The organism is Delftia sp. Lp-1, assembly GCF_020523835.1.
Lineage (GTDB): Bacteria > Pseudomonadota > Gammaproteobacteria > Burkholderiales > Burkholderiaceae_C > Comamonas > Comamonas acidovorans.
This window is the reverse complement of the sequence record NZ_JAJALJ010000001.1, coordinates 1,338,622-1,361,522: the sequence shown is the minus strand read 5'-3', so window position 1 is coordinate 1,361,522 and position 22,901 is coordinate 1,338,622. Positions and strand designations below refer to the sequence as shown.

20 protein-coding genes are annotated in these 22,901 nt (G+C 68.1%); 10 read left to right on the top strand and 10 right to left on the bottom strand.

The features are described from left to right. Positions 1–61 precede the first annotated feature (61 nt). Positions 62–1,711 carry an NAD+ synthase gene (locus LGR64_RS05950; protein WP_013801500.1) on the bottom strand — a complete coding sequence of 550 codons (1,650 nt, stop codon included), beginning with the start codon at positions 1,709–1,711 and terminating at the stop codon, positions 62–64. Between the two features lie 86 nt (positions 1,712–1,797). Here LGR64_RS05950 and LGR64_RS05945 point away from each other — a divergent pair, with 86 nt between their 5' ends. Beyond that, on the top strand, positions 1,798–3,021 hold the full coding sequence (locus tag LGR64_RS05945; protein WP_141834603.1) for a GNAT family N-acetyltransferase: 1,224 nt from the start codon (positions 1,798–1,800) through the stop codon (positions 3,019–3,021). A 3-nt stretch (positions 3,022–3,024) separates the two neighbouring features. Here the strand turns inward: LGR64_RS05945 and LGR64_RS05940 are convergent, their stop codons facing one another. The 4 genes from LGR64_RS05940 to LGR64_RS05925 form a co-directional block, all read right to left on the bottom strand. Then, positions 3,025–4,860, bottom strand: coding sequence for a methyl-accepting chemotaxis protein (locus LGR64_RS05940; protein WP_141834599.1), 1,836 nt, complete (start codon positions 4,858–4,860; stop codon positions 3,025–3,027). Between the two features lie 492 nt (positions 4,861–5,352). Continuing rightward, positions 5,353–7,122 (bottom strand): methyl-accepting chemotaxis protein, encoded by a 1,770-nt coding sequence (locus LGR64_RS05935; protein WP_141834596.1) that lies wholly within the window; start codon positions 7,120–7,122, stop codon positions 5,353–5,355. Positions 7,123–7,303: 181 nt separating this feature from the next. Next, complete coding sequence (gene ppa / locus LGR64_RS05930) at positions 7,304–7,831, bottom strand: inorganic diphosphatase (protein ID WP_012206678.1); 528 nt, start codon at positions 7,829–7,831, stop codon at positions 7,304–7,306. A 153-nt stretch (positions 7,832–7,984) separates the two neighbouring features. Beyond that, entirely contained in the window at positions 7,985–8,527 is a 543-nt protein-coding gene (locus tag LGR64_RS05925) for an Mpo1 family 2-hydroxy fatty acid dioxygenase (protein WP_088164128.1), read from the bottom strand. A gap of 62 nt (positions 8,528–8,589) precedes the next feature. On the opposite strand from LGR64_RS05925, the gene LGR64_RS05920 reads away from it, so the two are divergent. From LGR64_RS05920 to LGR64_RS05880, 9 genes are all read left to right on the top strand, one after another. After that, positions 8,590–9,426, top strand: a complete 837-nt coding sequence (locus LGR64_RS05920; RefSeq protein ID WP_013801494.1) for a Crp/Fnr family transcriptional regulator — start codon at positions 8,590–8,592, stop codon at positions 9,424–9,426. A 104-nt stretch (positions 9,427–9,530) separates the two neighbouring features. Continuing rightward, the gene (locus tag LGR64_RS05915; RefSeq protein WP_047218958.1) at positions 9,531–10,964 is read left to right on the top strand and encodes an aldehyde dehydrogenase family protein; all 1,434 of its coding nucleotides are present in this window, start codon (positions 9,531–9,533) and stop codon (positions 10,962–10,964) included. A 75-nt stretch (positions 10,965–11,039) separates the two neighbouring features. Continuing rightward, positions 11,040–11,639 carry a DUF2889 domain-containing protein gene (locus LGR64_RS05910; RefSeq protein WP_141834593.1) on the top strand — a complete coding sequence of 200 codons (600 nt, stop codon included), beginning with the start codon at positions 11,040–11,042 and terminating at the stop codon, positions 11,637–11,639. A 24-nt stretch (positions 11,640–11,663) separates the two neighbouring features. Further along, positions 11,664–12,449 (top strand): SDR family oxidoreductase, encoded by a 786-nt coding sequence (locus tag LGR64_RS05905; RefSeq protein WP_141834590.1) that lies wholly within the window; start codon positions 11,664–11,666, stop codon positions 12,447–12,449. 65 nt (positions 12,450–12,514) lie between these two features. Next, positions 12,515–13,651 carry a GTP 3',8-cyclase MoaA gene (gene moaA / locus LGR64_RS05900; RefSeq protein ID WP_141834587.1) on the top strand — a complete coding sequence of 379 codons (1,137 nt, stop codon included), beginning with the start codon at positions 12,515–12,517 and terminating at the stop codon, positions 13,649–13,651. Positions 13,652–13,736: 85 nt separating this feature from the next. Continuing rightward, positions 13,737–14,432 (top strand): molybdenum cofactor guanylyltransferase MobA, encoded by a 696-nt coding sequence (mobA, locus tag LGR64_RS05895; protein WP_141834584.1) that lies wholly within the window; start codon positions 13,737–13,739, stop codon positions 14,430–14,432. 52 nt (positions 14,433–14,484) lie between these two features. Further along, positions 14,485–15,831, top strand: a complete 1,347-nt coding sequence (gene moeA / locus LGR64_RS05890) for a molybdopterin molybdotransferase MoeA (protein ID WP_141834581.1) — start codon at positions 14,485–14,487, stop codon at positions 15,829–15,831. 12 nt (positions 15,832–15,843) lie between these two features. Continuing rightward, positions 15,844–16,176 (top strand): thioredoxin family protein, encoded by a 333-nt coding sequence (locus LGR64_RS05885; protein WP_012206687.1) that lies wholly within the window; start codon positions 15,844–15,846, stop codon positions 16,174–16,176. A gap of 46 nt (positions 16,177–16,222) precedes the next feature. Continuing rightward, a complete protein-coding gene (locus LGR64_RS05880; RefSeq protein ID WP_225970995.1) occupies positions 16,223–16,954 on the top strand; it encodes a TetR/AcrR family transcriptional regulator in 732 nt (243 codons plus the stop codon). Between the two features lie 53 nt (positions 16,955–17,007). Here the strand turns inward: LGR64_RS05880 and LGR64_RS05875 are convergent, their stop codons facing one another. The 5 genes from LGR64_RS05875 to LGR64_RS05855 are packed head-to-tail and all read right to left on the bottom strand — an operon-like array spanning position 17,008 to position 22,710. Next, on the bottom strand, positions 17,008–17,985 hold the full coding sequence (locus LGR64_RS05875; protein WP_013801486.1) for a Bug family tripartite tricarboxylate transporter substrate binding protein: 978 nt from the start codon (positions 17,983–17,985) through the stop codon (positions 17,008–17,010). Between the two features lie 53 nt (positions 17,986–18,038). Then, the gene (locus LGR64_RS05870; RefSeq protein ID WP_046240601.1) at positions 18,039–18,860 is read right to left on the bottom strand and encodes a TauD/TfdA dioxygenase family protein; all 822 of its coding nucleotides are present in this window, start codon (positions 18,858–18,860) and stop codon (positions 18,039–18,041) included. Positions 18,861–18,899: 39 nt separating this feature from the next. Then, entirely contained in the window at positions 18,900–21,149 is a 2,250-nt protein-coding gene (locus LGR64_RS05865; RefSeq protein WP_141834578.1) for a xanthine dehydrogenase family protein molybdopterin-binding subunit, read from the bottom strand. Further along, the gene (locus LGR64_RS05860; protein ID WP_034396093.1) at positions 21,127–21,573 is read right to left on the bottom strand and encodes a (2Fe-2S)-binding protein; all 447 of its coding nucleotides are present in this window, start codon (positions 21,571–21,573) and stop codon (positions 21,127–21,129) included. The genes LGR64_RS05865 and LGR64_RS05860 overlap by 23 nt, the downstream gene beginning before the upstream one ends. A 51-nt stretch (positions 21,574–21,624) precedes the next feature. Continuing rightward, positions 21,625–22,710 (bottom strand): porin, encoded by a 1,086-nt coding sequence (locus LGR64_RS05855; RefSeq protein ID WP_047218951.1) that lies wholly within the window; start codon positions 22,708–22,710, stop codon positions 21,625–21,627. Positions 22,711–22,901: the final 191 nt, after the last annotated feature.

Here is a 22,901-nt window from a genome sequence, read left to right as displayed (position 1 = left end):
CCTCAGTGCATGCAATACGGGGCAAGACGGCTGGCCAGGAAACCCCGCCGCCTCAGGTGCTTCAAGCGCGGAAGCGGTTGGTGATGGGGTAGCGCCAATCCTTGCCGAAGCTGCGGCGCGTCAGTCGCGGCCCCACGGGCGCCTGGCGGCGTTTGTACTCGTTGATCTGGATCAGGCGCGTCACTCGCTCCACATCGGCGCTGGCGTATCCGTCGGCCACGATGGAGGCGATGCTTTCGTTATTTTCCATGTAACGGCGCACGATGGCATCGAGCACCTCATAAGCGGGCAGGCTGTCCTGGTCTTTCTGGTCAGGGCGCAGTTCGGCGCTGGGCGGGCGCGTGATGATGCGATCCGGAATGGGGTCCAGCCCCGTGCCGAACGGATCGTTGGCATTGCGCCAGCGCGCCAGCGCAAAGACCTCGGTCTTGAGCACGTCCTTGATCACCGCAAAGCCGCCCGCCATGTCGCCATAGAGCGTGCAGTAGCCGGTGGACATCTCGCTCTTGTTGCCCGTGGTCAGCACCACGGAGCCGAACTTGTTGGACAGGCCCATCAGCAAGGTGCCGCGGATGCGGGCCTGCAGGTTTTCTTCGGTCGTGTCCTCGGCGCGGCCCGCGAAGGCCGGGGCCAGGGCGGCCTTGAAGGCCTCGAACTGGGGCGCGATGGAGATTTCGTCATAGCGCACGCCCACGCGCTCAGCCATGTCACGCGCGTCAATCCAGCTGATGTCGGCCGTATAGGGCGAAGGCATCATCACCGTATGCACCTTGTCCGCTCCCAGGGCATCGACTGCAATCGCCAGCACCAGGGCCGAGTCGATACCGCCCGACAGGCCCAGCAGGGCGCCGGGGAAACGGTTCTTGCCCACGTAGTCGCGCACGGCCAGCACCAGGGCGGACCACAGCGCCGGCAGGTGCCCTGGCTGCGCAATCACCTCGCCTGCCAGCACCAGCGCATGCCCGCCCGTGCGGACCTCCACCCGCGGCAAGGCCTCGGCAAAGGCCGGCGCGCGCGCGGCAATGGAGCCGTCCGCCTGCACGGCAAAGGAGCTGCCATCAAAGACGATTTCATCCTGGCCGCCAACCAGATGTGCGTAGACCAGGGGCAGGCCAGTCTCGCACGCACGCGCGGCCAGCGTGGCTTCGCGTTCGGCCTGCTTGCCCTCATGGAAGGGCGAGGCATTGATCACGGCCAGCAATTGCGCACCGGCCTGAGCGGCGGCGCGTGCGGGTTCGGGATGCCAGGCGTCCTCGCAGATCAGCAGGCCCACGCGCACGCCCTGCACTTCGATCACGCAGGGCGATTGGCCGGCCACAAAGTAGCGCTGCTCGTCGAACACGCCGTAGTTGGGCAGGCATTGCTTGGCATGGCTGCATTCCACGCGCCCGTCGCGCAGCACGCTGGCCGCATTGCGCAACGCGCCAACGGCGCCCTGGTCGCGCCAGGGATGGCCCAGCACCAGCGCCAGGCCCGGCCATTGCGCGGTCTCCAGCGCAAGCTGCTGCACGGCCTGGTCGCAGGCATCCAGAAAGGCGGGGCGCAGATACAGGTCTTCGGCCGCATAGCCGCACAGGGCAAGCTCGGGCGTCAGTAGCAAGCGCGCTCCCGTGGCATAAGCTTCACGGGCCGCGGCAATGATTTTCTGGACATTGCCGGGCAGGTCGCCCACGACAAAGTTGAGCTGGGCAGTGCAGATGGAGAGCGTCATGGAATGCAATGGAGCCAACAGGGCCGACAAGGCCACCCCACAGCGAAAGGCGGCAGCGCGCGTCACACCGGCCTGCAAGGAATGGCATGGCTGAAACCGCAATTATCACCCGCGTGCTGGACAGCGTGCAGCAGCTCGATGCCCAGGCCTGGAATGCGCTGCTGGCATCGCAGGCCGCGCCCACTCCCTTCATGCGCCACGAGTACCTGAGCGCGCTGGAATCCAGCGGCAGCGCCGTGCCGCAAACCGGCTGGGCCGGCCGCGTGGTCACGCTCTGGCAGGGCGGCGAGCTGGTCGCCGCCTGCCCGGTCTACGCCAAGGCGCACTCCTATGGCGAGTACGTGTTCGACTTTGCCTGGGCGCGCGCCTACGCCCAGCATGGCCTGGACTACTACCCCAAGGGCGTGCTGGCCGTGCCTTTCACGCCCGTGCCGGGCAGCCGCCTGCTGGCGCGCACGCCCTTGCTGCGTGCAGCCCTGGTGCGCGCGGTGCGCGAATGGGCCCAGGCGCAGCAGCTGTCTTCGCTGCACCTGCTGTTCAGCGATGCCGAGGATCTGGCAGCCTGCGATGCCGACGGCTGGATGCAGCGCAGCACCGTGCAGTTCCACTGGAGCAACCAGAGCGCCGATGGCGCCGGGCACAGCGATTTCCACCACTTTCTGGCGACGCTGAACCAGGAAAAGCGCAAGAAGATACGCCAGGAAAGGCGCAAGGTACATGAGGCCGGCGTGCGCTTTCGCGCCCTGCACGGGCCGGACATGGGAGCAGAGGACTGGGCCTTTTTCTACCGCTGCCACGAGCGTACCTACCTGGAGCATGGCAACGCCCCGTACCTCGAACCGGCCTTCTTCGAGGCCATGGCGCGCCAGATGCCCGAGGCCTGGCTGATGTTCATCGCCGAGCGCGACGGCCAGCCCATGGCCTGCAGCCTGATCGCGCTGGATGCTGCGGCCGCAAGGCTGTCAGCGGGCCATCCAGGCGGGCGCGCCCATGCGCCGCAGGCCCCGCAGGGAACGGCCTACGGCCGCTACTGGGGTGCACTGGAGCGCGTGGATTGCCTGCATTTCGAGGCCTGCTACTACCAGCCCATCGCCTGGTGCATAGAACGCGGCATTGCGCACTTCGAGGGAGGCGCCCAGGGCGAGCACAAGATGGCGCGGGCGCTGCTGCCCGTGGTCACCCCCAGCGCCCACTGGATTGCCCACCCGTCCTTTGCCGATGCCATCTCGCGCTTTCTGGACCGCGAGGGCGAGGGCATGGCCGGCTATCTGCAGGAGCTGCAGGCCCACAGCCCGCTGCGCCAGGGGTAGGGCTCAGAAGGTTTCCCAGTCGTCATCGCCCTGACCGGGCTGGCCGGGCTGGCGTGGTGCCGGCTTGCCGGCCTGCGTGGGTCCGGCGCGCGGCCGGATGGGGGGCGTGGCATCGCGCTCAAGCCGGCGGGCCAGCGTCTCGCCGCCTGCAGGCGCACCGCCGCCGCCCAGGGCCGCAGGCCGCGCAGGGCTGGCGGGTGGGGCGGGCCGGACAGGCGGGGCTGCGGGGCGCGTTGCGGCGCTGGCCGGTGCCGCCACCCTGTGCGGCACATGCGCATGGCTGTCCGTGGCGCCACGGGGCAACTGGAAGACGGCCACGGCCTCGACCAGGTCCTGCGCCTGCTTGCGCAGCGAGGCAGCGGCGGCCGCGCTTTCCTCGACCAGGGCCGCGTTCTGCTGCGTGGCCTGGTCCATCTGCGTGACGGCTTCGCCAACCTGGGCCACGCCGGAGCTCTGCTCGGTGCTGGCCGAGCTGATCTCGCCCATGATGTCGGTGACCCGGCCGATGGCGGCCACCACTTCGGTCATGGTCGTGCCTGCGCGGTCCACCAGTTGCGAGCCCTGTTCCACACGCTCCACGCTGGCCGTGATCAGCGCCTTGATTTCCTTGGCCGCCTCGGCGCTGCGCTGCGCCAGCGAGCGCACCTCGCCCGCCACCACGGCAAAACCCCGGCCCTGCTCACCTGCGCGGGCCGCCTCCACGGCGGCATTGAGCGCAAGGATGTTGGTCTGGAAAGCAATGGAGTCGATCACGCCGATGATGTCGCCGATGCGCCGGCTGCTGTCGTTGATGCCCTTCATGGTTTCCACGGCCTCGGCCACCACGTCGCCGCCACGGCGCGCAACGCTGGATGCATTGAGCGCCAGCTGATTGGCCTGGCGTGCGTTGTCGGCGTTCTGGCGCACGGTGGAGCCCAGCTCCTCCATGGAGGCTGCCGTCTGCTCCAGGGCGCTGGCCTGCTCTTCCGTGCGGCTGGACAGGTCGGCATTGCCGGAGGCAATCTGCGCGCTGGCCGAGGCCACGCCTTCGGCGTTCTGGCGCACGCTGCGCACGGTCTGCACCAGGCTGGACTGCATGCGCTGCAGCGCGCCCAGCAGCAGGCCGGTTTCGTCATGGCGGTCGATGCGGATGGTCCCGCCCAGGTCGCCGTTAGCCACGCGGTCTGCGGCATCGACCGCATGCGCCAGCGGCGCGCGGATGGAGCGCGTCAGCCACAGGCCGGCCAGCACGGCCAGCAGCACGGCCGCCAGCGCCGCCACGCTGAGGACGACGACCGAGCGCCCGTACACAGCCTCGGCATTGCGGCTTTCCTGCAAGGCGGCATCACTGTTGAGCTTGACCAGCAGATCCAGCGTGTTCGACGAATCGTTGTAGAGCTTCAGCGACTCGCCGCCCAGCACCGCCTGGGCCTTTTCCTTCTCGCCCTGGCGCGACAGCGCCAGCACCTGCTGGCTCAGTTGCTGGTAGCGCTCGCGTTCCTGGACCAGTTGCGCGTAGAGCCTGCGTTCTTCGTCCGATGACAGCAGCGGCTCATAGGCCTTCTTGCGCTCGGCCAGGCGGCGCTGCAGTTGTTCCAGCTGCTTTTCCGAATCGGTCTTGTAGGCGGCATCGTCATTGTTGACATGGCGCACTTCCAGAAGGCGCGTGCGCACGACATCGGTGCCGATCTGGTTGATCACTTCCACGCTGGGCATGGCGTTGCCCGTGATGACTTCCATGCTGGCGCGCATGGAACGCAGTTGCACCAGGGCCGCGGCCACCACGGCCAGCAGCAGCAGCACCAGCAGGCCGAAGGTGCCCAGCATGCGCGTTGAGATCTTGAGGTTTTTCACGTTCATCTTTCTTGTCGAAGTCCTGCCATCTTGTTGTGCCTAGCTTTGTGTTGCGCCATGGACAGGCGTCAGCCAGGCCCGGCGCGGACTTCGCAAAAACAGATCTGCCGCAGCCGCGCAAGTCGGCTCGTTGGCAGGGATTGGAGAGGGAGAGCCACCGCGGTGGCGCGGCCTGCTGGAAGACTGATTGCCGCCAGGCGTGGCGACCATGAGAACAAGGTGATCACGGGATATCCCTTCGCTCCTAGGGAGCGGCGCCAGAAGCCGCCATTGTTCACGCTGTAAGAATAGGACTACATCCACTTACATTCTGCCAGTATCCAGGCATTGTTCAGGACAAGTTCAGGTACTGGTAGTAGGCAGAAACCTTCACTGGCAGATTTGTGCCACAGCCTCTCGCTCCCGTCTTGCGCCAGCTCAGCGGCAGACACAAAAGGAAAGCGGCCCCATGCAAAGCATGGAGCCGCCAGAAAAGGAAGCTGAACTGCGCGTGAGGCCTCAGAACGCGGCCCACTCCTCATCGTCGGCGGTGGCCGTCTTGGTGGTCTTGGTGGCCTTGGCCGGGGTGGCCGCAGCGATCTGTTGTGCCGGCCTGGCGGCCATGGGAGCCAGGGCCGGACGCGGTGCCAAGGAGGCAACAACCGTTGCGCGCGATGCTGCGGCAGTCGCCACAGAGACAACTGGCGCATCGGCAGCCGCCGTGCGAAATACCGAGACCGAGGCCACCATGGCCTGTGCCTGCTGCTGCAGCGACTGGGCGGCGGCCGCGCTTTGCTCCACCAGGGCCGCGTTCTGCTGCGTGGCTTGGTCCATCTGCGTGATGGCATCACCCACCTGGGCCACGCCCGCGCTCTGCTCGCTGCTGGCCGCGCTGATCTCGCCCATGATGTCCGTCACGCGCCGGATGGCGGTGACGATTTCCGACATGGTCTCGCCCGCCTTGTCCACCAGTTGCGTGCCCTGCTCCACGCGCTGCTCGCTGGCCTGGATCAGCGCCTTGATCTCCTTGGCCGCCTCGGCGCTGCGCTGGGCCAGCGAACGGACCTCGCCCGCCACCACGGCAAAGCCCCGGCCCTGCTCGCCTGCGCGGGCCGCTTCCACGGCCGCGTTCAGCGCAAGAATGTTGGTCTGGAAGGCAATGCCATCGATCACGCCGATGATGTCGGCGATCTGGCGGCTGCTGTCGTTGATGCCCTTCATGGTGTCCACCACCTGGGCCACGACTTCGCCGCCACGCGCGGCGATGCCCGATGCGGAGGCCGCCATCTGGTTGGCCTGGCGTGCGCTTTCGGCGTTCTGCCGCACGGTGGCGCCCAGTTGCTCCATGGAGGCTGCCGTTTCCTCCAGCGCGCTGGCCTGGCTTTCGGTGCGTGCCGACAGATCGGCATTGCCCTGGGCGATCTCGCCAGCGGCCAGTGCCACGCCCTGCGCGTTGCCGCGCACCTCGCCCACCAGCTCGGCGAGCTTGCGGCGCATGTCTTCCTGCGCGTTGATGAGCTGGCCCATTTCGTCGCGGCGGCGGCTGGTGACCGGCGTCTCCAGATGGCCGGCCGCCACGTTGCGCGCCACATGGACGGCCTGGGCGACGGGGCCGGTCACGGCACGCGTGATGGCCCAGCCCACCAGGGCGGCAATGGCCACCACCACGGCCAGCGTGCCCAGCACCCAGATGCGGGCGAGGTCAAAGCCGGCCTGCGCCTGCTGGCGTGCCTGCTCTCCCGCCTCGCGCTGCAGGGTCAGCAGGCGGCCGGCGCTTTCGGCCAGCTTGCCGAACTGCGCCTCGGATTCGCCGGCGAACATCAGCCCCATCTCGTCGGCCATGAAGGCCTGCTCCTCGGTGGTCGAATAGTTGCCGGCACGCGCGCGCTCCAGCAGGCGCGCATGCATGGCCAGGAACTGCTGCTTGAAGCCGAGGTAGTCGTCAAAGGCCGCGCGCAGGGCCTGCTGGTCGATCAGCGCACGCAGAGCCGTCTCGTGCTCGCCGATGGTCTGCAGCCGGTCCTGCACCTGCTTGGCAAAGCCATCGACCTCGCCCAGGCTGCGCGCCGAGGCGATGCCGGCCTCGTGACGGCGCAGGCGGTTGTATTCGGATCGCATGGCGCCCGCATGGAACATGCTGGGCAGGGCCACATCCGACAAATGCAATGCGTTGCGGTGCATCTGCGCCAGCTGCAACCAAGCCACCGCCCCCAGGATGGCCGAGAACAGGACCATGACGAGGAATCCCATGCCCAGCTTCGTGCCCATGCGCCAATCTGCCAACTTCATTTGCTCGCTCCCGGGCCGATGGCTCGCACCAGCGCCTGATTGATCTGCCCAAACCCTGATCCACGACAAAACAAAAAACGCACCCGGCGCGTAGGCAACGGGTGCGTTTCAAATTGTATCAACTGCGAAGCGGGCATTTACCTCAGCGCAGTTGAGACTCCCTCAACGGGAGTGAAAAGGATCAGCCCTTGTAGTTGGCGATGCCGTCCACGACTTCCTTCTTGGCCTCGTCCACGCCCTTCCAGCCCAGCACCTTGACCCACTTGCCCTTTTCCAGGTCCTTGTAGTGCTCGAAGAAATGCTGGATCTGCTTGAGGGTGATCTCGTGGATGTCTTCCAGCGTGTTGATCTTGTCGTAGGCGGGCAGCAGCTTTTGCGTGGGCACGGCCAGGACCTTGCCATCCACGCCGGACTCGTCTTCCATCAGCAGGATGCCGATGGGGCGGCAGGCCACGACCACGCCCGGGGGCAGCGGGAAGGGCGTCATCACCAGCACGTCCACCGGATCGCCGTCGCCGGACAGCGTCTGGGGCACATAGCCATAGTTGGCCGGGTAGTGCATGGCCGTGCCCATGAAGCGGTCCACGAAGACGGCGCCGCTTTCCTTGTCCACTTCGTACTTGATGGGATCGGAGTTGGCCGAGATCTCGATGACCACGTTGAAGGTTTCAGGAGCGTTCTTGCCCGGTGTGACTTTGTCGAAAGACATGATGGATGAGGAGAGTTGAAACAAAAAAGCCCCCGCAGGGGGATAGCAGCGTGATTTTAGGCGCAGGCACACGCCCCCACGGATGGCTCCGCAGGAACGCCTGCCATGCTACGGCGGCAAGCCTGCGCCAAGCTTGCAGCGGCCGGGCCGTTTTCAGGCGTGTGCGCCGCCCGCGCGCCGTTGCACGGGCCCGCTGCGCTGCTCCACCGCATGCTGCACTTCGCGGCGCAGGCCCAGGGCAAAGCCCAGCTCGGCCAGCACGAACAGCGGCCCGATGACCAGGCCCACGATGTCATCCAGGAAAGCCGGCTTGCGGCCCTCGTAGTAATGGCCCGCGAACTGGATCACCCAGCCCACGGCGAAGATGCCCAGGCCCCAGCCCAGCCAAGCCCCCATCGGCAGCATGGCGATGGGCTGGGCCAGCGCCAGCATCAGGGCAAGCACCAGGGCCATGGCGATGCCGTAGCGCAGGTCCAGCAGACAGTAGTAGATGCCTGCCGCCAGTGCCGCCAGCAGGGCCAGGCTCAATGGCAGCTCGGGCAGGCCATCACCCAAGGGGACAGCCCACTGCAGGCGGGCCAGCAAAATCACCACCGCCCACATGATCAGCGGCACGCCGACGAAGTGCGTGAGGATGTTGCGCGGATCACGGTGATAGTCCGCGTACTGGGACAGTTGGTCGATGAGGGTTTTCATAGGCTGCACCTGCGGTGGATGTTGCGCAACCATGGTGGTGTCATCAAGGATTGGCGTCTGTCATGGATCCGACACAAGCCTCATCGCACACCTCGGGCTTACCCGCACCCGCCCCGGCAGCTCCGGCAGCCCACGCCGCCCCGCGCGGCGTACGGCGCCGTGCTGCGGCCGGCCCGCCGGGCATGGCCGATCTCTGGGCCACCATCGAGGCGGGCCGCTGGTTCCACGCCCTGCCGCCGGAGCTGGGCGCACAGCTCAAGGCACTGGCCCAGCCCCGCACGCTGGCGGCAGGCGACTGGCTGTTCCGGCGCGGCGACCCGCCCTGCGGCCTGTATGCGGTGGCGCGTGGTGCGCTCAGCATCTCGGGAACGGCCGCCTGTGGCGAGCAGGCCCGCACGGCGCTGCTGACGCTGGTGGAGCCTCCCATGTGGCTGGGGGAAATCGCGCTGTTCGATGGAGCCGAGCGCACCCACGATGCCCAGGCAGCCACGGCCTGCACCGTGCTGCACGTGCCCCAGGCCCCATTGCAGGCATGGCTGGCGGCCCATCCCGAACACTGGCAGGTGCTGGCCTTGCTGCTGACCGACAAGCTGCGCGTGTGCCTGATGGCGCTGGAGGAGCACACGCTGCTGCCTGCGCCGCAGCGTCTGGCGCGGCGCCTGGTGCGCATGGCCGAAGGCTTTGACCAGTGGCAGCCGGACGGCCAGGGCCGCCAGCGCTGGCGCCGCGAGCTGGATGTTTCCCAGGAACAGCTGGCGCGCATGCTGGGCCTGTCGCGCCAGACCACCAACCAGATCCTGCAGGAGCTGCAGCAGGCCGGTTGCCTGCAACTGCGGCGCGGCAAGATGGAGGTGCTGGACCGGCAGGGCCTGCGCGACGCGGGCTGGCCCGAGGACTGAAGCCACTGAAACCGCTGTAGCCGCTGGAGCCACCAAGGCGATCGAGGGAACGCAGCAACGCCCGGGACTGGACAAGCGGCGCGGGCCCCCCACAATCGGGCTCCATGCAATACCACTACATCGGCAATGCGTCCGTGCCCACGGAGTCGGGACGCACGATCCCCGTGCTGGACCCGTCGGACGGGCAGGCTTTCGACGAGCTGCAGCGCGGCTCGCCCCAGGACATCGACCTGGCCGTTCGTTCGGCGCGCGAGTGCCAGGACAGCGTCTGGAGCAAGCTTTCTGCCGCAGAGCGCGGTCGCCTGCTGATGCGCCTGTCGGGCAGCGTGCTCCAGCATGCCGATGAGCTCACGGCCATTGAGCAGCGCGACTGCGGCAAGCCCACGCGCCAGGCCCGTGCCGACGTGCTGGCGCTGGCGCGCTACTTCGAGTTCTATGCCGGCGCCTGCGACAAGCTGCACGGTGAGACCCTGCCCTACCAGCAGGGCTACAGCGCCCTGACCTGGCGCGAGCCCCACGGAGTGACCGGCCACATCGTGCCCTGGAACTATCCCATGCAGATCCTGGGCCGCAGCGTGGGCGCGGCGCTGGCCGCGGGCAATACCTGTGTGGTCAAGCCCTCGGAAGACGCCTGCCTGTCCGTGCTGCGCGTGGCGCGGCTGGCCACCGAGGCAGGCTTTCCAGCCGGCGCCTTCAACGTGGTCACCGGCCTGGGTCACGAGGTGGGCGAGGCCCTGGCGCGCCATCCCGGCGTAGACCACCTGAGCTTCACGGGCAGCCCCGGCGTGGGCACGCTGATCCAGCAGGCGGCTGCCGAGCGCCACTGCCCCGTCACGCTGGAGCTGGGCGGCAAGAGCCCGCAGATCGTGTTTGCAGACGCGGACCTGGACGCCGCCGTGCCCGCCATCGTCAATGCCATCGTGCAGAACGCGGGCCAGACCTGCTCGGCAGGTTCGCGCGTGCTGATCGACTCGCTGATCTACGAGCCGCTGCTCGAACGCCTGGGCCAGGCCTTCGAGGCGCTGCGCGTGGGCCCGGCCGCCATGGACCTGGACCTGGGGCCGCTGATCCGCGCCAGCCAGCAGCAGCGCGTCTGGGATTTCCTGTCCGACGCCCAGGTGGCCGGCATTGCCGTGGTGGCGCAGGGCCAGATCGTCGAGGATGCCCCCGACAGCGGCTTTTACCAGGCGCCCACCCTGCTGCGCGACGTGCCGCCCGAGCACCGGCTGGCGCAGGAAGAGATTTTCGGCCCCGTGCTCTGCGCCATGCCCTTCCATGACGAGGACCATGCCGTGCAACTGGCCAACGGCACGGCCTACGGCCTGGTGGCCGGCCTGTGGACGCGCGACGGCGCGCGCCAGCTGCGTCTGGCGCGGCGCCTGCGCTGCGGCCAGGTCTTCGTCAACAACTACGGCGCCGGTGGCGGCGTGGAGCTGCCCTTCGGCGGCGTCAAGTCCAGCGGCCATGGCCGCGAAAAGGGCTTCGAGGCGCTCTACGGCTTTACCACGCTGAAGACCGTCGCCATACGGCATGGCTGATCCTGGCGCATGACGGAAAATCGCGGGATGCCCGGCGCCAGCCGGCAGCCCGCGACAGAAAGAACAGCTTCCCCCATGCCCTTGTCCCCCATTCCCGACCGCACGCCCCAGCATGAACGCGACGTGCGCTACCGCAGCTACGCCCGCGCCGATGGCCTCTGGGATATCGAAGGCGAGCTGCGCGACAGCAAGACCCATGACATCGAACTGAGCGGCGGCCGCCACATGCCCGCCGGCATGGCCATACACCACATGTGGATACGCACGACGGTCGATGCCCGCCTGGCGGTGCAGGCCATCGAGGTCGTCATGGACTCCCACCCGCTGGGCCACTGCCCCGAGGCCACGCGGGCCCTGCAGAAAATGGTGGGCTGCAGCATGGCGCGCGGCTGGCGCAAGGCCATCAACGAGAACCTGGGCGGCGTGGCCAGCTGCACGCATCTGCGCGAGCTGCTGTTCAACATGGCCACGGCCGCCTTCCAGTCCGTGCCGGGTGTCTTTGGCGATGCCGACCCCAGCCAGCCGCCACGCCACCTGGGCCAGTGCCTGGGCTGGGACTTCAATGGCCCCGGCGTGGCGCGCTATTACCCGCAATTCGTGGGCTGGCAGCCCAGCACAGGCGGCGCGACCCCGATCCCGTCGACCACAGCAACCACTGAAACCCAGGGGGCCTGACCCCCGACCGAGGAGCAAAGCCCGATGCGTGTCCAGGACAAATCCATCATCGTCACAGGCGCCGGCAGCGGCATCGGGGCCGGCATCGCACAGCGGCTGGCCGCCGAAGGTGCCCGGGTCATCGTCAACGACATCGACCGCGAGGCCGGCACGCGCGTGGCACAGTCCATCACCGCCGAAGGCGGCCGGGCACTTTTCGTGCAGGCGGACATGACAAGCAGCGAACAGGTCAAGGCCCTGGTGCAGGCCACGCTGCAGGCGCATGGCCGGCTCGACATCTTCATCAACAACGCGGGCTGGACGCACCGCAACCGCCCCATGCTCGAAGTCAGCGAGGCCGAGTTCGACCGCGTCTACGCCATCAACGTCAAGAGCATCTACCTCTCTGCCGTGCACGGCGTGCCCGCCATGCGCGCCAACCCGGCGCTGGCCGATGGCCGCCCTGGCGGCGGCAGCTTCATCAACATCGCCTCCACGGCCGGCCTGCGCCCTCGGCCAGGGCTGACCTGGTACAACGGCTCCAAGGGTGCCGTCATCATCACCAGCAAGTCCATGGCGGCCGAGCTCGGGCCCGAGAACATCCGCGTCAACTGCATCAACCCCGTGTTCAACCCGGACACCGGCCTGGCCGCCGAGTTCGCCGGCGGCCCGGTGGACGAAGCGCGCCGCGCACGCTTTCTGGCGACCATTCCGCTGGGCCGCTTCTCCACCGCAGGGGACGTGGCCAATGCCGCGCTGTATCTGGCCAGCGACGAGGCCGCCTTCATCAGCGGCACCTGCATCGAGGTGGACGGAGCGCGCTGCGTCTAGACACAGATCAAGAACTGCAGGCTTGCGCAGTGCCTGGACATAGGCATTCGGGCAAAATCGCAGGCATGGCAGAACGAGTGATCCCCCTGGTCGACGAGCGCTCCCCCACGCGCCCGGCCGCCGTGCCAAGTCTGCTGCAGACGCCCACCGGCGATCTGCAGGACAGGCTTGGCCGGTCGCTGCGCGACCTGCGCATCAGCATCACCGACCGCTGCAACTTCCGCTGCAGCTACTGCATGCCCAAGGAAGTCTTCGACAAGAACTACAGCTACCTGCCGCACGGCTCGCTGCTGAGTTTCGAGGAAATCACGCGCACGGCGCGCCTGTTCGTGCAGCACGGCGTGCAGAAGATCCGGCTGACGGGCGGCGAGCCGCTGCTGCGCAAGAACGTGGAAACGCTGGTGGAGCAGCTCTCCGCCCTGCGCACGCCCGGCGGCCAGCCGCTGGACCTGACACTGACCACCAACGGCTCCCTGCTGGCCCGCAAGGCCCGCGCGCTCAAGGACGCCGGCCTGAACCGCGTCACCGTGAGCCTGGACGGGCTGGACGACGCGGTGTTCCGCAGCATGAACGACGTGGACTTCCCGGTCTCCGACGTGCTGGCCGGCATCGAGGCGGCCCAGGCCGCGGGCCTGACCAACATCAAGGTCAACATGGTGGTCAAGCGCGGCACCAACGAAGACCAGATCCTGCCCATGGCGCGCCACTTCCAGGGCACGGGCGTGACCTTGCGCTTCATCGAATACATGGATGTGGGCGCGACCAACGGCTGGCGCATGGACGAGGTTCTGCCCTCCGACGAGGTCATCGCCCGGCTGCGCGCCGAACTGCCCCTGGTGCCGCTGCAGCCCAGCGCCACCGGCGAGACGGCCGTGCGCTGGGGCTATGCCGACGCACGCGGCCTGCACGACCCGTCGCTGGGCGAGGTCGGCGTGATCAGCAGCGTCACCCATGCCTTTTGCGGCGACTGCAACCGCGCGCGCCTTTCCACCGAAGGCCGGCTGTACCTGTGCCTGTTCGCTTCCGAAGGCTGGGACCTGCGCAGCCTGCTGCGCAGCGGCGCCAGCGATGCAGAAGTTGCCTCCGCGCTGGCCCCCATCTGGCAGCAGCGCGGCGACCGCTACTCCGAACTGCGCGCCAGCCTGCCGGCCAGCACGGGCACGCAGCGCAGGCGCATCGAGATGAGCTACATCGGCGGCTGATCCGTGCGGCGTGCGCGGGGCGTCGGCGCCCTGCCATCGCCGCCTCGCCACCTACTCCTTTTCCCGCTGCTCCCTCCCGCCCCACATGCCCCCTTCTTCCCAGCCCGCTGTCCAGCCCACCCCCCTGGCCCTGAACGACATCACGGGCTGCGTGCTGGCAGGCGGGCGCGGCATGCGCATGGGTGGCATCGACAAGGGGCTGCAGCCCTTTCTGGGCCAGCCGCTGGCAGCCCATGCGCTGGACCGCCTGGCGCCCCAGGTCGGGCATCTGTTGATCAACGCCAATCGCCATGCCGAGGCCTATGCGCAATTGGGCGCGGCCCACGGTGCGCCGGTCTGTCCCGATGCCGAACCCGACTATCCCGGCCCGCTGGCCGGCTTCCTGAGCGGCCTGATGCACTGCCGGACGCCCTGGCTGGTCTGCGTGCCCTGCGATACGCCGCTGTTCCCGCTGGACCTTGTGGAGCGGCTTGTGCAGGCGGCGCTGTCGCAGCAGCCTGCGGCCGACATCGTCGTCGCCCATGGCTGGGAGCGCTCGCTTGACGCAGATCAATCCCTGCTGCGGGCCCAGCCCGTGTTCTGCCTGATGCGGTCATCGCTGCGTGATAGTCTGCAGTCGTTCATACGTTCGGGCGGCCGCAAGATCGATGCATGGACGGGCCAGCACCGCTGCGCCACGGCCCTCTTCGACCGCGCAGGCGACAGCCCGCTGGCCTTTGCCAACGCCAACACGCAGCAGGAGCTGCAGGCGCTGGCGCGCGCCGCAGCCACCCCGTCGTAGTGCCCCGCGCCGCCGGCCCGCACGCCGCCTTGCCCAACCGGATTCCGTTCTGATGACAGCATCCTTCCAGCCCGCATCCCCCACCACCGCATCCACCCAGGACCTGAGGGTCGATCAGGCCCTGACACAGCTGGCCAGCCTGCTGCAGCCCCTGGGCCCGGTGGCAGAGTTGGAGACGCTGGCGCTGGCCGATGCGCTGGACCGCGTGCTGGCCGAAGACATCGTCTCCCCCGTCGATGTGCCAGCGCATGACAACGCCGCCATGGATGGCTATGCCTTCGATGGCGGCCAGCTGCAGGCAGCTCACGCCGGTTCGCCCGCTGCACCGCTGGTGCTGCGCGTGGTCGGCCAGGCCCTGGCCGGCAAACCCTGGCACGGCACCGTGCAGGCCGGCGAGTGCATCAAGATCATGACCGGCGCCGTGTTGCCTAGCGGGCTGGACACGGTGATCGCGCATGAACGCACCGTGTCCGCAGGCGCTGACCACATCGGCATTCCGGCAGGCAGCGTGCGTGCCGGGGACAACCGGCGCCTGCGCGGCGAGGACCTGAGCATGGGCCGCGTGGCCCTGGCGGCGGGCCAGCGCCTGCATCCCGCGGCCCTGGGCCTGATCGCCAGCCTGGGCCAGCCCCAGGTGCGCGTGCGCAGGCGGCTGCGCGTGGCCTATTTCTCCACGGGCGATGAAATCCTCCACCCCGGCACGGCGCCGCGCGAGGGTGCGGTCTATGACAGCAACCGCTTCAGCCTCATCGGCCTGCTGCAGCGCATGGGCGTGCAGGTGCTGGACCTGGGCGTGGTGGCCGACGAGCCCGAGGCCCTGCAGGAGCGCCTGCGCGAAGCCGCCTCTTTGGCCGACGTGGTGCTGACCAGCGGCGGCATCAGCGCAGGCGAGGCCGACCACACGCGCGCCATGCTGCAGCGCATGGGCTGCGTGCACTTCTGGCGACTGGCCATGCGGCCCGGCCGGCCGCTGGCCGTGGGCCTGCTGCAGCCCGATGCGGGCACGCCGTTTGCCGCAAGCCGCACGCCTGCACGCACCACGGTGCTGATCGGCCTTCCCGGCAATCCCGTGGCCGCCATGGTCAGCTTTCTGGTCTTTGTCCGTCCGGCGCTGCTGCAGCTCATGGGCGCTGCGCAGGCAGCTGCCGAGGCGGCCGCCCTGCCCCAGGCCGCGGCTGCCCATGCGCTGTCCAAGCGGACGGGCCGCACCGAGTACCAGCGCGGCCTTCTGTCCACAGGCGCCGATGGCCGCTGCCTGGTCCGCACCACCGGGCCGCAGGGTTCGGGCGTGCTGCGCTCCATGGCCGAGGCGGACTGCCTCATCGTGCTCGAACATGAGCGCGGTGCCGTGCAAGCCGGCGAAACCGTGTCCATCCTGCCGCTGCAGGCCTTTCCCTGACAGGAGATTCCCATGCCCTTCCAGTCCAAGCACCTGACCGACGCCCCCGATCGCAGCACCGTCGACACACTGCCCGGCGCTACCTTGCTGGAGTTCGGCACCGCCTGGTGCGGCCACTGCCAGGGCGCGCAACCGCTGATTGCCCAGGCGCTGGAGGCCGCCCCACAGGTGGCCCACATCAAGGTGGAAGACGGCCCCGGCCGGGCCCTGGGTCGCAGCTACCGCGTCAAGCTCTGGCCCACCCTGATCTTTCTGCGTGACGGGCAGGAGGTGCAAAGGTTGGTGCGGCCCCAGCAGGCCCGCGAGATCGCGGACGCACTGGCCCGCATTACCGCCCAGCCCTGACACTTGCGGCGCGGCCGCTGCCTGTGTATCGCCGACAATGGCCCGCATGCCGCCTCAAAAGAAGCCAACCGAATCCGCGCCCAAGAAGCCCCGCCGCAACAGCGGCCGCCCGCTGGCCGACGATGCCGTGGGACGGGACATCATCCTGCAGACCACGGTCAACCTGCTCAAGACCCGCACGCCGGAGCAGCTGAGCATTCTGGAAATCGCGGCGGCAGCCGGTGTCACGCGTGCCCTGGTGCGCTACTACTTCAGCAGCCTCAAGGGCTTGCTGCAGGAGGTGACGGAGTCACTGATGCGCGAGTTGCAAAACCGCATGGAAGTGGCGCTCAGGACGCAGGGCACGGTGGAAGAGCGCGTCTACCAGCGCCTGCTGCTGCGGCTGGATTTCATGCGCGAGCACCCGCAGTTCGAGCGGCTGGCGCTCTCCGAGATCTACCACTACGAAAGCGAAGAAGAGCCGCCACCCTCGGGCACGCCGCTGCAGCGCATCACGCGGCGCGGGCTGGAGCTGACCTCGACCATGCTGATGGACGGAGCGCAGGCCAGCCACCCGGCACAGGTGGACCCGCGCTTCATCCACCTGGCCATCCTCAGCATTTCGGCCTTCCTGCCCACGGCACGGCCGCTGCTGGCCGAGCTGTTCGGTGAGGGGCCCGAGGCAGACCAGCAGATCGAGCGCTACCTGCGCTTCATGTCCCACCTGCTGGCCGAGCGCATCAGGCAGGATGCGCCGGCGCAAGACCACCCTCCGTCCCCGGGCCACCACCCGGGATGACTTGCGCCGGCGCCCGCTGCTTCCTCCCTCCTTTCGTTCAGCGCCTGTTCAATCTAGTCAGGCTGTATGCCCAGTTCCTTGACCAGCCGCCCGAAGCGCTCGAAATCGCCGGCATTGGTCTTGCCCAGGCGCTGGGGCGGACCGCCCACAGGGACGGTTCCCAGCGTGGCCATGCGCGCCACCACGTCGGGCATCCTGAGGATCTCGTTGAGGTGCGTGTTCAGCAGCTTGACCACCTCGGCGGGCATGTTCCTGGGGCCGAACAGGCCGTACCAGGCAGTCAGTTCCACGTCCTTGTAGCCCAGCTCGGCCAGCGTGGGCACGTCGGGCGCCAGCGGTGAGCGCTGGGCGTCGGCCACGGCCAGCGCCACCAGCTTGCCGCCGGGCAGGTAGGGAGCGATGGAGCCCAGCGTGCTGTAGGTGAAGGGCACATGGCCGCCCACCACATCGGTGACGGCCGGCGCCACGCCCTTGTAGGGTATGGCCTCAAAGCGGGCGCCCGTGGCGCGCCGGACCATCTCGCCGAGGAAGTGCATGGGCGAGCCGTTGCCCGGCGTGGCATAGCCCAGCGAGCGGCCTTGGCTGGAGGAGATGGCCTCCTTGAAGCTGCGCACGCCCGCACCGGGCCCGGCGACGAGGAACAGCGAAGTGGAGCCGACCTCGATCACGGGCGTGAAGCCATTGAGCACGTCGTAGCCGTGGCCCGCGCCCAGCTTGAGCACCAGTTGGGCCATGGCAAAGGTATTGGGCGCCAGCAGCAGCGTGTAGCCATCGGCCGGTGCCTTGGCCACGAAACTGCTGCCTATGGTGCCGCTGGCGCCCGCGCGGTTGTCCACGAGCACGGACTGGCCGATGCGGGCCGACAGCTTCTCGCCCAGCAGGCGCGCCAGCGCATCGGTGTCACCGCCTGCGGGATAGGCCACGACGATGGTGACCGGCTTGTGGGGGTAGGTCTGGGCCTGCGCCGGACCGGCGAGCAGCGCCAGGGCCATGGCCGCGCCCAGGGCGAGCGTTCTGCGTTTCGCTTTCATGGAGAGGGCTTTCATCGTGGTTTTTTCATTGTCAGCAAAGGTCGTTGCCGGGCTCAAGCCTGGCGTATCGCCACACGGTGCATCCGCCGCGCTGCGGGGTGGTAGTCATTGACCGCGTAGTGCTGCGTGGCCAGGTTGTCCCAGATGGCCACCGAGCCCTTGCGCCAGCGAAAGCGAACCTGCCATTCAGGCACCTTGGCCAAGCCGCTGAGCATGGCGATCAGAGCCGCGCTCTCGTCGCTGGTCACGCCTTCTATGTGCGTGGTGTAGAGCGAGTTCACAAAGGCCACGGGCAGCCCGGTGACCGGGTGCACCAGGACCACGGGCTGCTCCAGCGGCGGATGCTTGAGGCGGGTGGCGCGATAGGCCTCGCCAGACGGATCTCGGCGCATCAGGCTTTGCCTGAGCGCTGGCGCCTCCCAGTTGTGGGTGGCGCGCAGCTTGCGCAGATAGGCCTGCAGCTCGGGCGCCAGCGAGGCGAAGGCCGTGGTCATGCTGGCCCACATGGTGTCGCCGCCCGTGGGCGGCACGTCCACGGCGTAGAGGCAGGCACCGGCGGGCGGCTTGGTCTGCCAGGTCAGGTCGGCATGCCAGATGTCGGTGCCGGTGCGCGTGCCCTGGCTGATCAGCAGCTCGACATGGGGATCGTCCGGGTGCGAGGGAAAGGTGGAGGACACGGGCTCTACCTTTCCGAACACCTGGGCCACGCGCACCTGCTGCGCAGGGTCCAGCGTCTGGTCGCGGAAGAAGATGACCTGGCGCTCGGCCAGCAGCCGGCGCAGCGCGTCCGCATGGTCATGCACCTGCGCCGGGTCCGAGAGATCGATGCCGTAGATCTCCGATCCTATGCACGGGGTGATGTGTTCGACTTGCATGAAATTCCTTTTCTCGAAAAAAACGGGTTGGGGTGGTGATCAGGTGGACGCGATGTCCTGCGGCAGCGGCATGGAGCGGAACCGGCGGCCGGTGGCATGGAACAGGGCCGTGGCCACGGCAGGCGCCGTGGGGCCCAGGGCCACTTCGCCGCAGCCCTGGGGCGGCCGGTCGCTTTCGACCAGGACCACCTCCACGCGGGGCATTTCGGACAGTTGCAGCAGCGGGTAGTCGTGGAAATTGCTTTGCTGCACCACGCCCTTGTCAAAGCCCAGCCGGCTCTTGAAGGTGTTGGTCAGCGCAAAGCCGATGCCGCCTTCGACATTGGCCTTGACCAGTCCCGGGTTGACCACGCGGCCCGCGTCGATTGCGCAGATGGCGCGCTCCAGCCGCACGCGGCCTTCCACAACACGCAATTCCATGACCAGCGCGACGAAGGTCTGGAAGCTCTCGCCCCGCCCCGTGTAGACGTTGAAGGTCATGGCGCGGTGCAGCCCTGCCGGTGCGGGCTGCTCCCAGCGCGCGGCCTTGGCCGCCGCATCCAGCACGCCCAGCGCCAGCGGCTGGCCGGCCAGCAGGCGGCGCCGGTACTGGTAGTCGTCCACGCCTGCCGCATGGGCGAGTTCGCTGATGAAGCTCTCCAGGAAGAACACGCTGGACGTGGTGCCCACGCTGCGCAGATAGCTCAGCGGTATGGGCTGCTGCACGTCCACGGCATCCACCAACAGGTTGGGCACGCCGTAGATCAGGTCGTAGATGGACTCGACCATGGTCTCGTCCCAGCCGCCTGCATCGGCCATCTTCTTGGGGTTGATGGCTCCATACAGCGACTGGCCCGAGATGCGCGCATGCAGCGCGGCCGGCAGGCCGTCGGCGCCCAGCACGGCACTCATCCGCCCCGAGGCACCGGGCCGGTAGTAGGAATGCCGTATGTCGTCCTCGCGCGAGCGGATGACCTTGACGGGCCGGCCCACGGCCTTGGATGCCGCTGCCGCATGCAAGGCGAAGTCGGGCATGTACTTGCGCCCGAAGCTGCCGCCCAGGAAGGTGGTGTGCACGATGACCTTGTCCGCAGGCACCCCGCAGGCCTTGCCGAGTTCGCCACGCAGGAAGTCCTGGCCCTGGTAGGGCCCCCAGGTCTCGACCTCGCCGTCGCGCACATGGACAGTGGCGGCCAGCGGCTCCATGGTGGCGTGCGTGATGTAGGGCGAGTGGTAGTCGGCCGTGATCGGCTTGCCCGCCGCCAGCATTTCGCGCGGCTTGCCCAGGCTGCGGGCAACGACGGCCTTGTCGCTGGCCAGGCCTGCGACGAACTGCGCATGGATGCGCTCGCTGTCCACGCCGGCCGCCGCGCCGGCGTCGAATTCGATGTCCAGCGCGTCGGCGGCCTGCTTGGCGATCCAGTACGAATCGGCCACCACGACCACGGTGCTGGGCTCGGGGTCGGGCCACTGCGTGGTGCGCACGATGGCATGCACGCCGGGGCGCGCGCGCACCTCTGCCTCGTTGCGGATGCGCACGATGCGCCCCGTCACGCTGGGCGCCATGCGCACGGCGCCGATCAGCATGCCGGGCACCTCGACATCGATGCCGAAGACCGCACTGCCATCGACCTTGGCCGGGGTGTCCACCCGGCGCAGGTTGCGGCCGATCAGGCCCTGCTCGGAAGCCGACTTCATGCGCGGCCGCGCGGCGATGGACAGCCTGGAGGCATCGGCAACGATCTCGCCGTAGCCCACGCTGCGACCCGTCGCGGAGTGCAGCACCCGGCCGGCGCGCGTGCTGCACTGGGATGCCCGCACGCCCAGCCGGGCCGCGCCGGCACGCAGCAGCACATCACGGGCCTGGGCACCGGCCAGGCGCATGCGCTCGTAGAAATAGTTCATCGACATCGACGCGCCCACGAACTGCTGGAACGGCATCTCGCCCGCATCGTTGCGATAGGCGTCGCGCCCCGTGACGAAGCGCACGGTCACGCTGGCCCAGTCGGCATCGAGCTCGTCAGCCAGCACCTGGGGCAGGCCCGTGTAGATGCCCTGGCCCACCTCGCACTGCGACACGCCGATCACCACCTGCCCCGAAGGCTCGATCCAGACCCAGTCGCCGATGGAGGAGGCCGTTGCTGCCGCTGCACCGGCCCCCGCTGGCGCGGCCTGCGCCAGCGGAATCAGCAGGCTGCCGGCAGCAGGCGCCACCAGCAGCGCGGCAGCGCTCTGGAGCAGATGCCTGCGCCGCAGCGAGATGGCAGAGCCGGCCGTGCGGCCCCGTTCATTGCTTGGACGCTGCGGCATGGATGGCCTCCCGGATGCGGTGGTAGGTGGCGCAGCGGCACAGATTGGTCATGGCCTCGTCGATCTGCGCATCGGTAGGCTGTGGATGGGTCTTGAGCAGCGCGGCAGCGGCCATGACCATGCCGGACTGGCAGTAGCCGCACTGCGGCACGTCCTTGTCCATCCAGGCCTTCTGGATGGGGTGGGAACGGTTGCTGGACAGCCCTTCGATGGTCGTGACCGCCTTACCGCCCACCGTCGAGACGGGCAGCACGCAGGAGCGCACCGGCTCGCCATCGACATGGACCGTGCAGGCCCCGCACATGCTGATGCCGCAGCCGAACTTGGTGCCGGGCAGCTTGAAGTGATCGCGCAGCACCCACAGCAACGGGGTCTGCCCGTCGCCGTCAAAGGCCACGCTTTGGGAATTGAGGGTGAATTTCATCGTGGGGTCTCCAATGCGCCCGCATCGACCGGGCTGCATGTCTCATGCCTCTCAGAACGAGTGGTGTATGCCTGCCGCAATCACGGTCTGCGTGCGCCCGCTGGCAACGCCCACGGAATTCATCGCCGCCACGCCATCCGAGGCGCGCTGGTGCGTGACCGAGGCATGCAGCTGCGTGCGTTTGGAGAAGGCGTAGCGCGCGCCCAGGTGGACCTGGTTCCACTTCGTCTGCTCGAAGCGGCTGAAGGAGTAGCCCGTGTTGATGGTCACGGACTGGCTGGTCTGCCAGGCCAGGCCCAGGTCAAGGGCACTCATGTTGCTGGAGGCCCCGCCGTACTTGAGCGTGGAGCGCGTCAGCAGCGCGTTGAGCCGGACCGGAAGTGCATCGAGCTGGTAACCGCCGCCGATGCCCAGCACCTGGAAGGTATCGAGCACCAGGGGCCGGCCCGCCACCAGGTCCTGGCCCAGCGCGTTCGCCAGGCCCGTGCGCCCGGCGATATCGAAGGCACGGCCACGCGCATCGGTGTAGGCCACGGCCAGATTGAGCTTGGCACTGGAATAGCTGCCCATGACGCTATAGGTGCGGTTGGCCTGCGAGCGGCCCGGCACCTCGCCAAAGCCGTACTGCGCGCCGAACTGCATGCCGCCCATGCTGGGCGTCAGGTAGACCACGGAGTTGTCCACCGGAAACTGGCTGGACAGGCCGTCCAGGTTGCCGGGGTGGTAGAGATAGAAGTTGTAGAGCTGATAGCCGTTGCCCCACTGGCTCAGCGTGCCGGCCGTGAAATCGACCTGGCGACCCAGCCGCACCGAGCCCATCGACGCACTGTCCAGACCCACCCAGGAAGCCCGGTTGAAGTAGCTGGTCGGCGAGATCGGCGAGCCGATGTCCGTGAGGAATCCGTTTTCCAGCTGGAATGAGGCCTTCATGCCACCGCCCAGGTCCTCCGAGCCGCGCAGGCCCCAGAGGTCAGGCTGGGAAATGGCCGAATCCATGCGCGTCAGCCGGCTCCCGCGCACATCGCTGATCCAGGGCATGGTCAGGTCCATGCTGCCGTACAGCGTCACCGAACTCTGGGCCAGCGCCGCTCCCGCGCCGCCCAGCATCGCCAATGCGGCAATTGCTTTGTATTTCATCGCAAGGCTCTTTCATCGTGAGATGGGTAAAAAAATTCCACAAGTGGCAATTTTGAACACCACGCCACGGAAGATGCCTGGCAGGGCGCGAACTAATTTCCACTTATGGAAATATTAGCTGCGCGGGCCGAATTCTGGTTCTGGGGTTTTCATCTACCGCGTTGTAGGTAGGTCTCGGGAGGTGGAAGCAA

Coding starts and splice junctions, on each gene's coding strand:
- LGR64_RS05950 (WP_013801500.1), bottom strand. CDS start 1,711: ATGACGCTCTCCATCTGCACTGCCCAGCTCAACTTTGTCGTGGGCGAC.
- LGR64_RS05945 (WP_141834603.1), top strand. CDS start 1,798: ATGGCTGAAACCGCAATTATCACCCGCGTGCTGGACAGCGTGCAGCAG.
- LGR64_RS05940 (WP_141834599.1), bottom strand. CDS start 4,860: ATGAACGTGAAAAACCTCAAGATCTCAACGCGCATGCTGGGCACCTTC.
- LGR64_RS05935 (WP_141834596.1), bottom strand. CDS start 7,122: ATGAAGTTGGCAGATTGGCGCATGGGCACGAAGCTGGGCATGGGATTC.
- ppa (WP_012206678.1), bottom strand. CDS start 7,831: ATGTCTTTCGACAAAGTCACACCGGGCAAGAACGCTCCTGAAACCTTC.
- LGR64_RS05925 (WP_088164128.1), bottom strand. CDS start 8,527: ATGAAAACCCTCATCGACCAACTGTCCCAGTACGCGGACTATCACCGT.
- LGR64_RS05920 (WP_013801494.1), top strand. CDS start 8,590: ATGGATCCGACACAAGCCTCATCGCACACCTCGGGCTTACCCGCACCC.
- LGR64_RS05915 (WP_047218958.1), top strand. CDS start 9,531: ATGCAATACCACTACATCGGCAATGCGTCCGTGCCCACGGAGTCGGGA.
- LGR64_RS05910 (WP_141834593.1), top strand. CDS start 11,040: ATGCCCTTGTCCCCCATTCCCGACCGCACGCCCCAGCATGAACGCGAC.
- LGR64_RS05905 (WP_141834590.1), top strand. CDS start 11,664: ATGCGTGTCCAGGACAAATCCATCATCGTCACAGGCGCCGGCAGCGGC.
- moaA (WP_141834587.1), top strand. CDS start 12,515: ATGGCAGAACGAGTGATCCCCCTGGTCGACGAGCGCTCCCCCACGCGC.
- mobA (WP_141834584.1), top strand. CDS start 13,737: ATGCCCCCTTCTTCCCAGCCCGCTGTCCAGCCCACCCCCCTGGCCCTG.
- moeA (WP_141834581.1), top strand. CDS start 14,485: ATGACAGCATCCTTCCAGCCCGCATCCCCCACCACCGCATCCACCCAG.
- LGR64_RS05885 (WP_012206687.1), top strand. CDS start 15,844: ATGCCCTTCCAGTCCAAGCACCTGACCGACGCCCCCGATCGCAGCACC.
- LGR64_RS05880 (WP_225970995.1), top strand. CDS start 16,223: ATGCCGCCTCAAAAGAAGCCAACCGAATCCGCGCCCAAGAAGCCCCGC.
- LGR64_RS05875 (WP_013801486.1), bottom strand. CDS start 17,985: ATGAAAGCGAAACGCAGAACGCTCGCCCTGGGCGCGGCCATGGCCCTG.
- LGR64_RS05870 (WP_046240601.1), bottom strand. CDS start 18,860: ATGCAAGTCGAACACATCACCCCGTGCATAGGATCGGAGATCTACGGC.
- LGR64_RS05865 (WP_141834578.1), bottom strand. CDS start 21,149: ATGCCGCAGCGTCCAAGCAATGAACGGGGCCGCACGGCCGGCTCTGCC.
- LGR64_RS05860 (WP_034396093.1), bottom strand. CDS start 21,573: ATGAAATTCACCCTCAATTCCCAAAGCGTGGCCTTTGACGGCGACGGG.
- LGR64_RS05855 (WP_047218951.1), bottom strand. CDS start 22,710: ATGAAATACAAAGCAATTGCCGCATTGGCGATGCTGGGCGGCGCGGGA.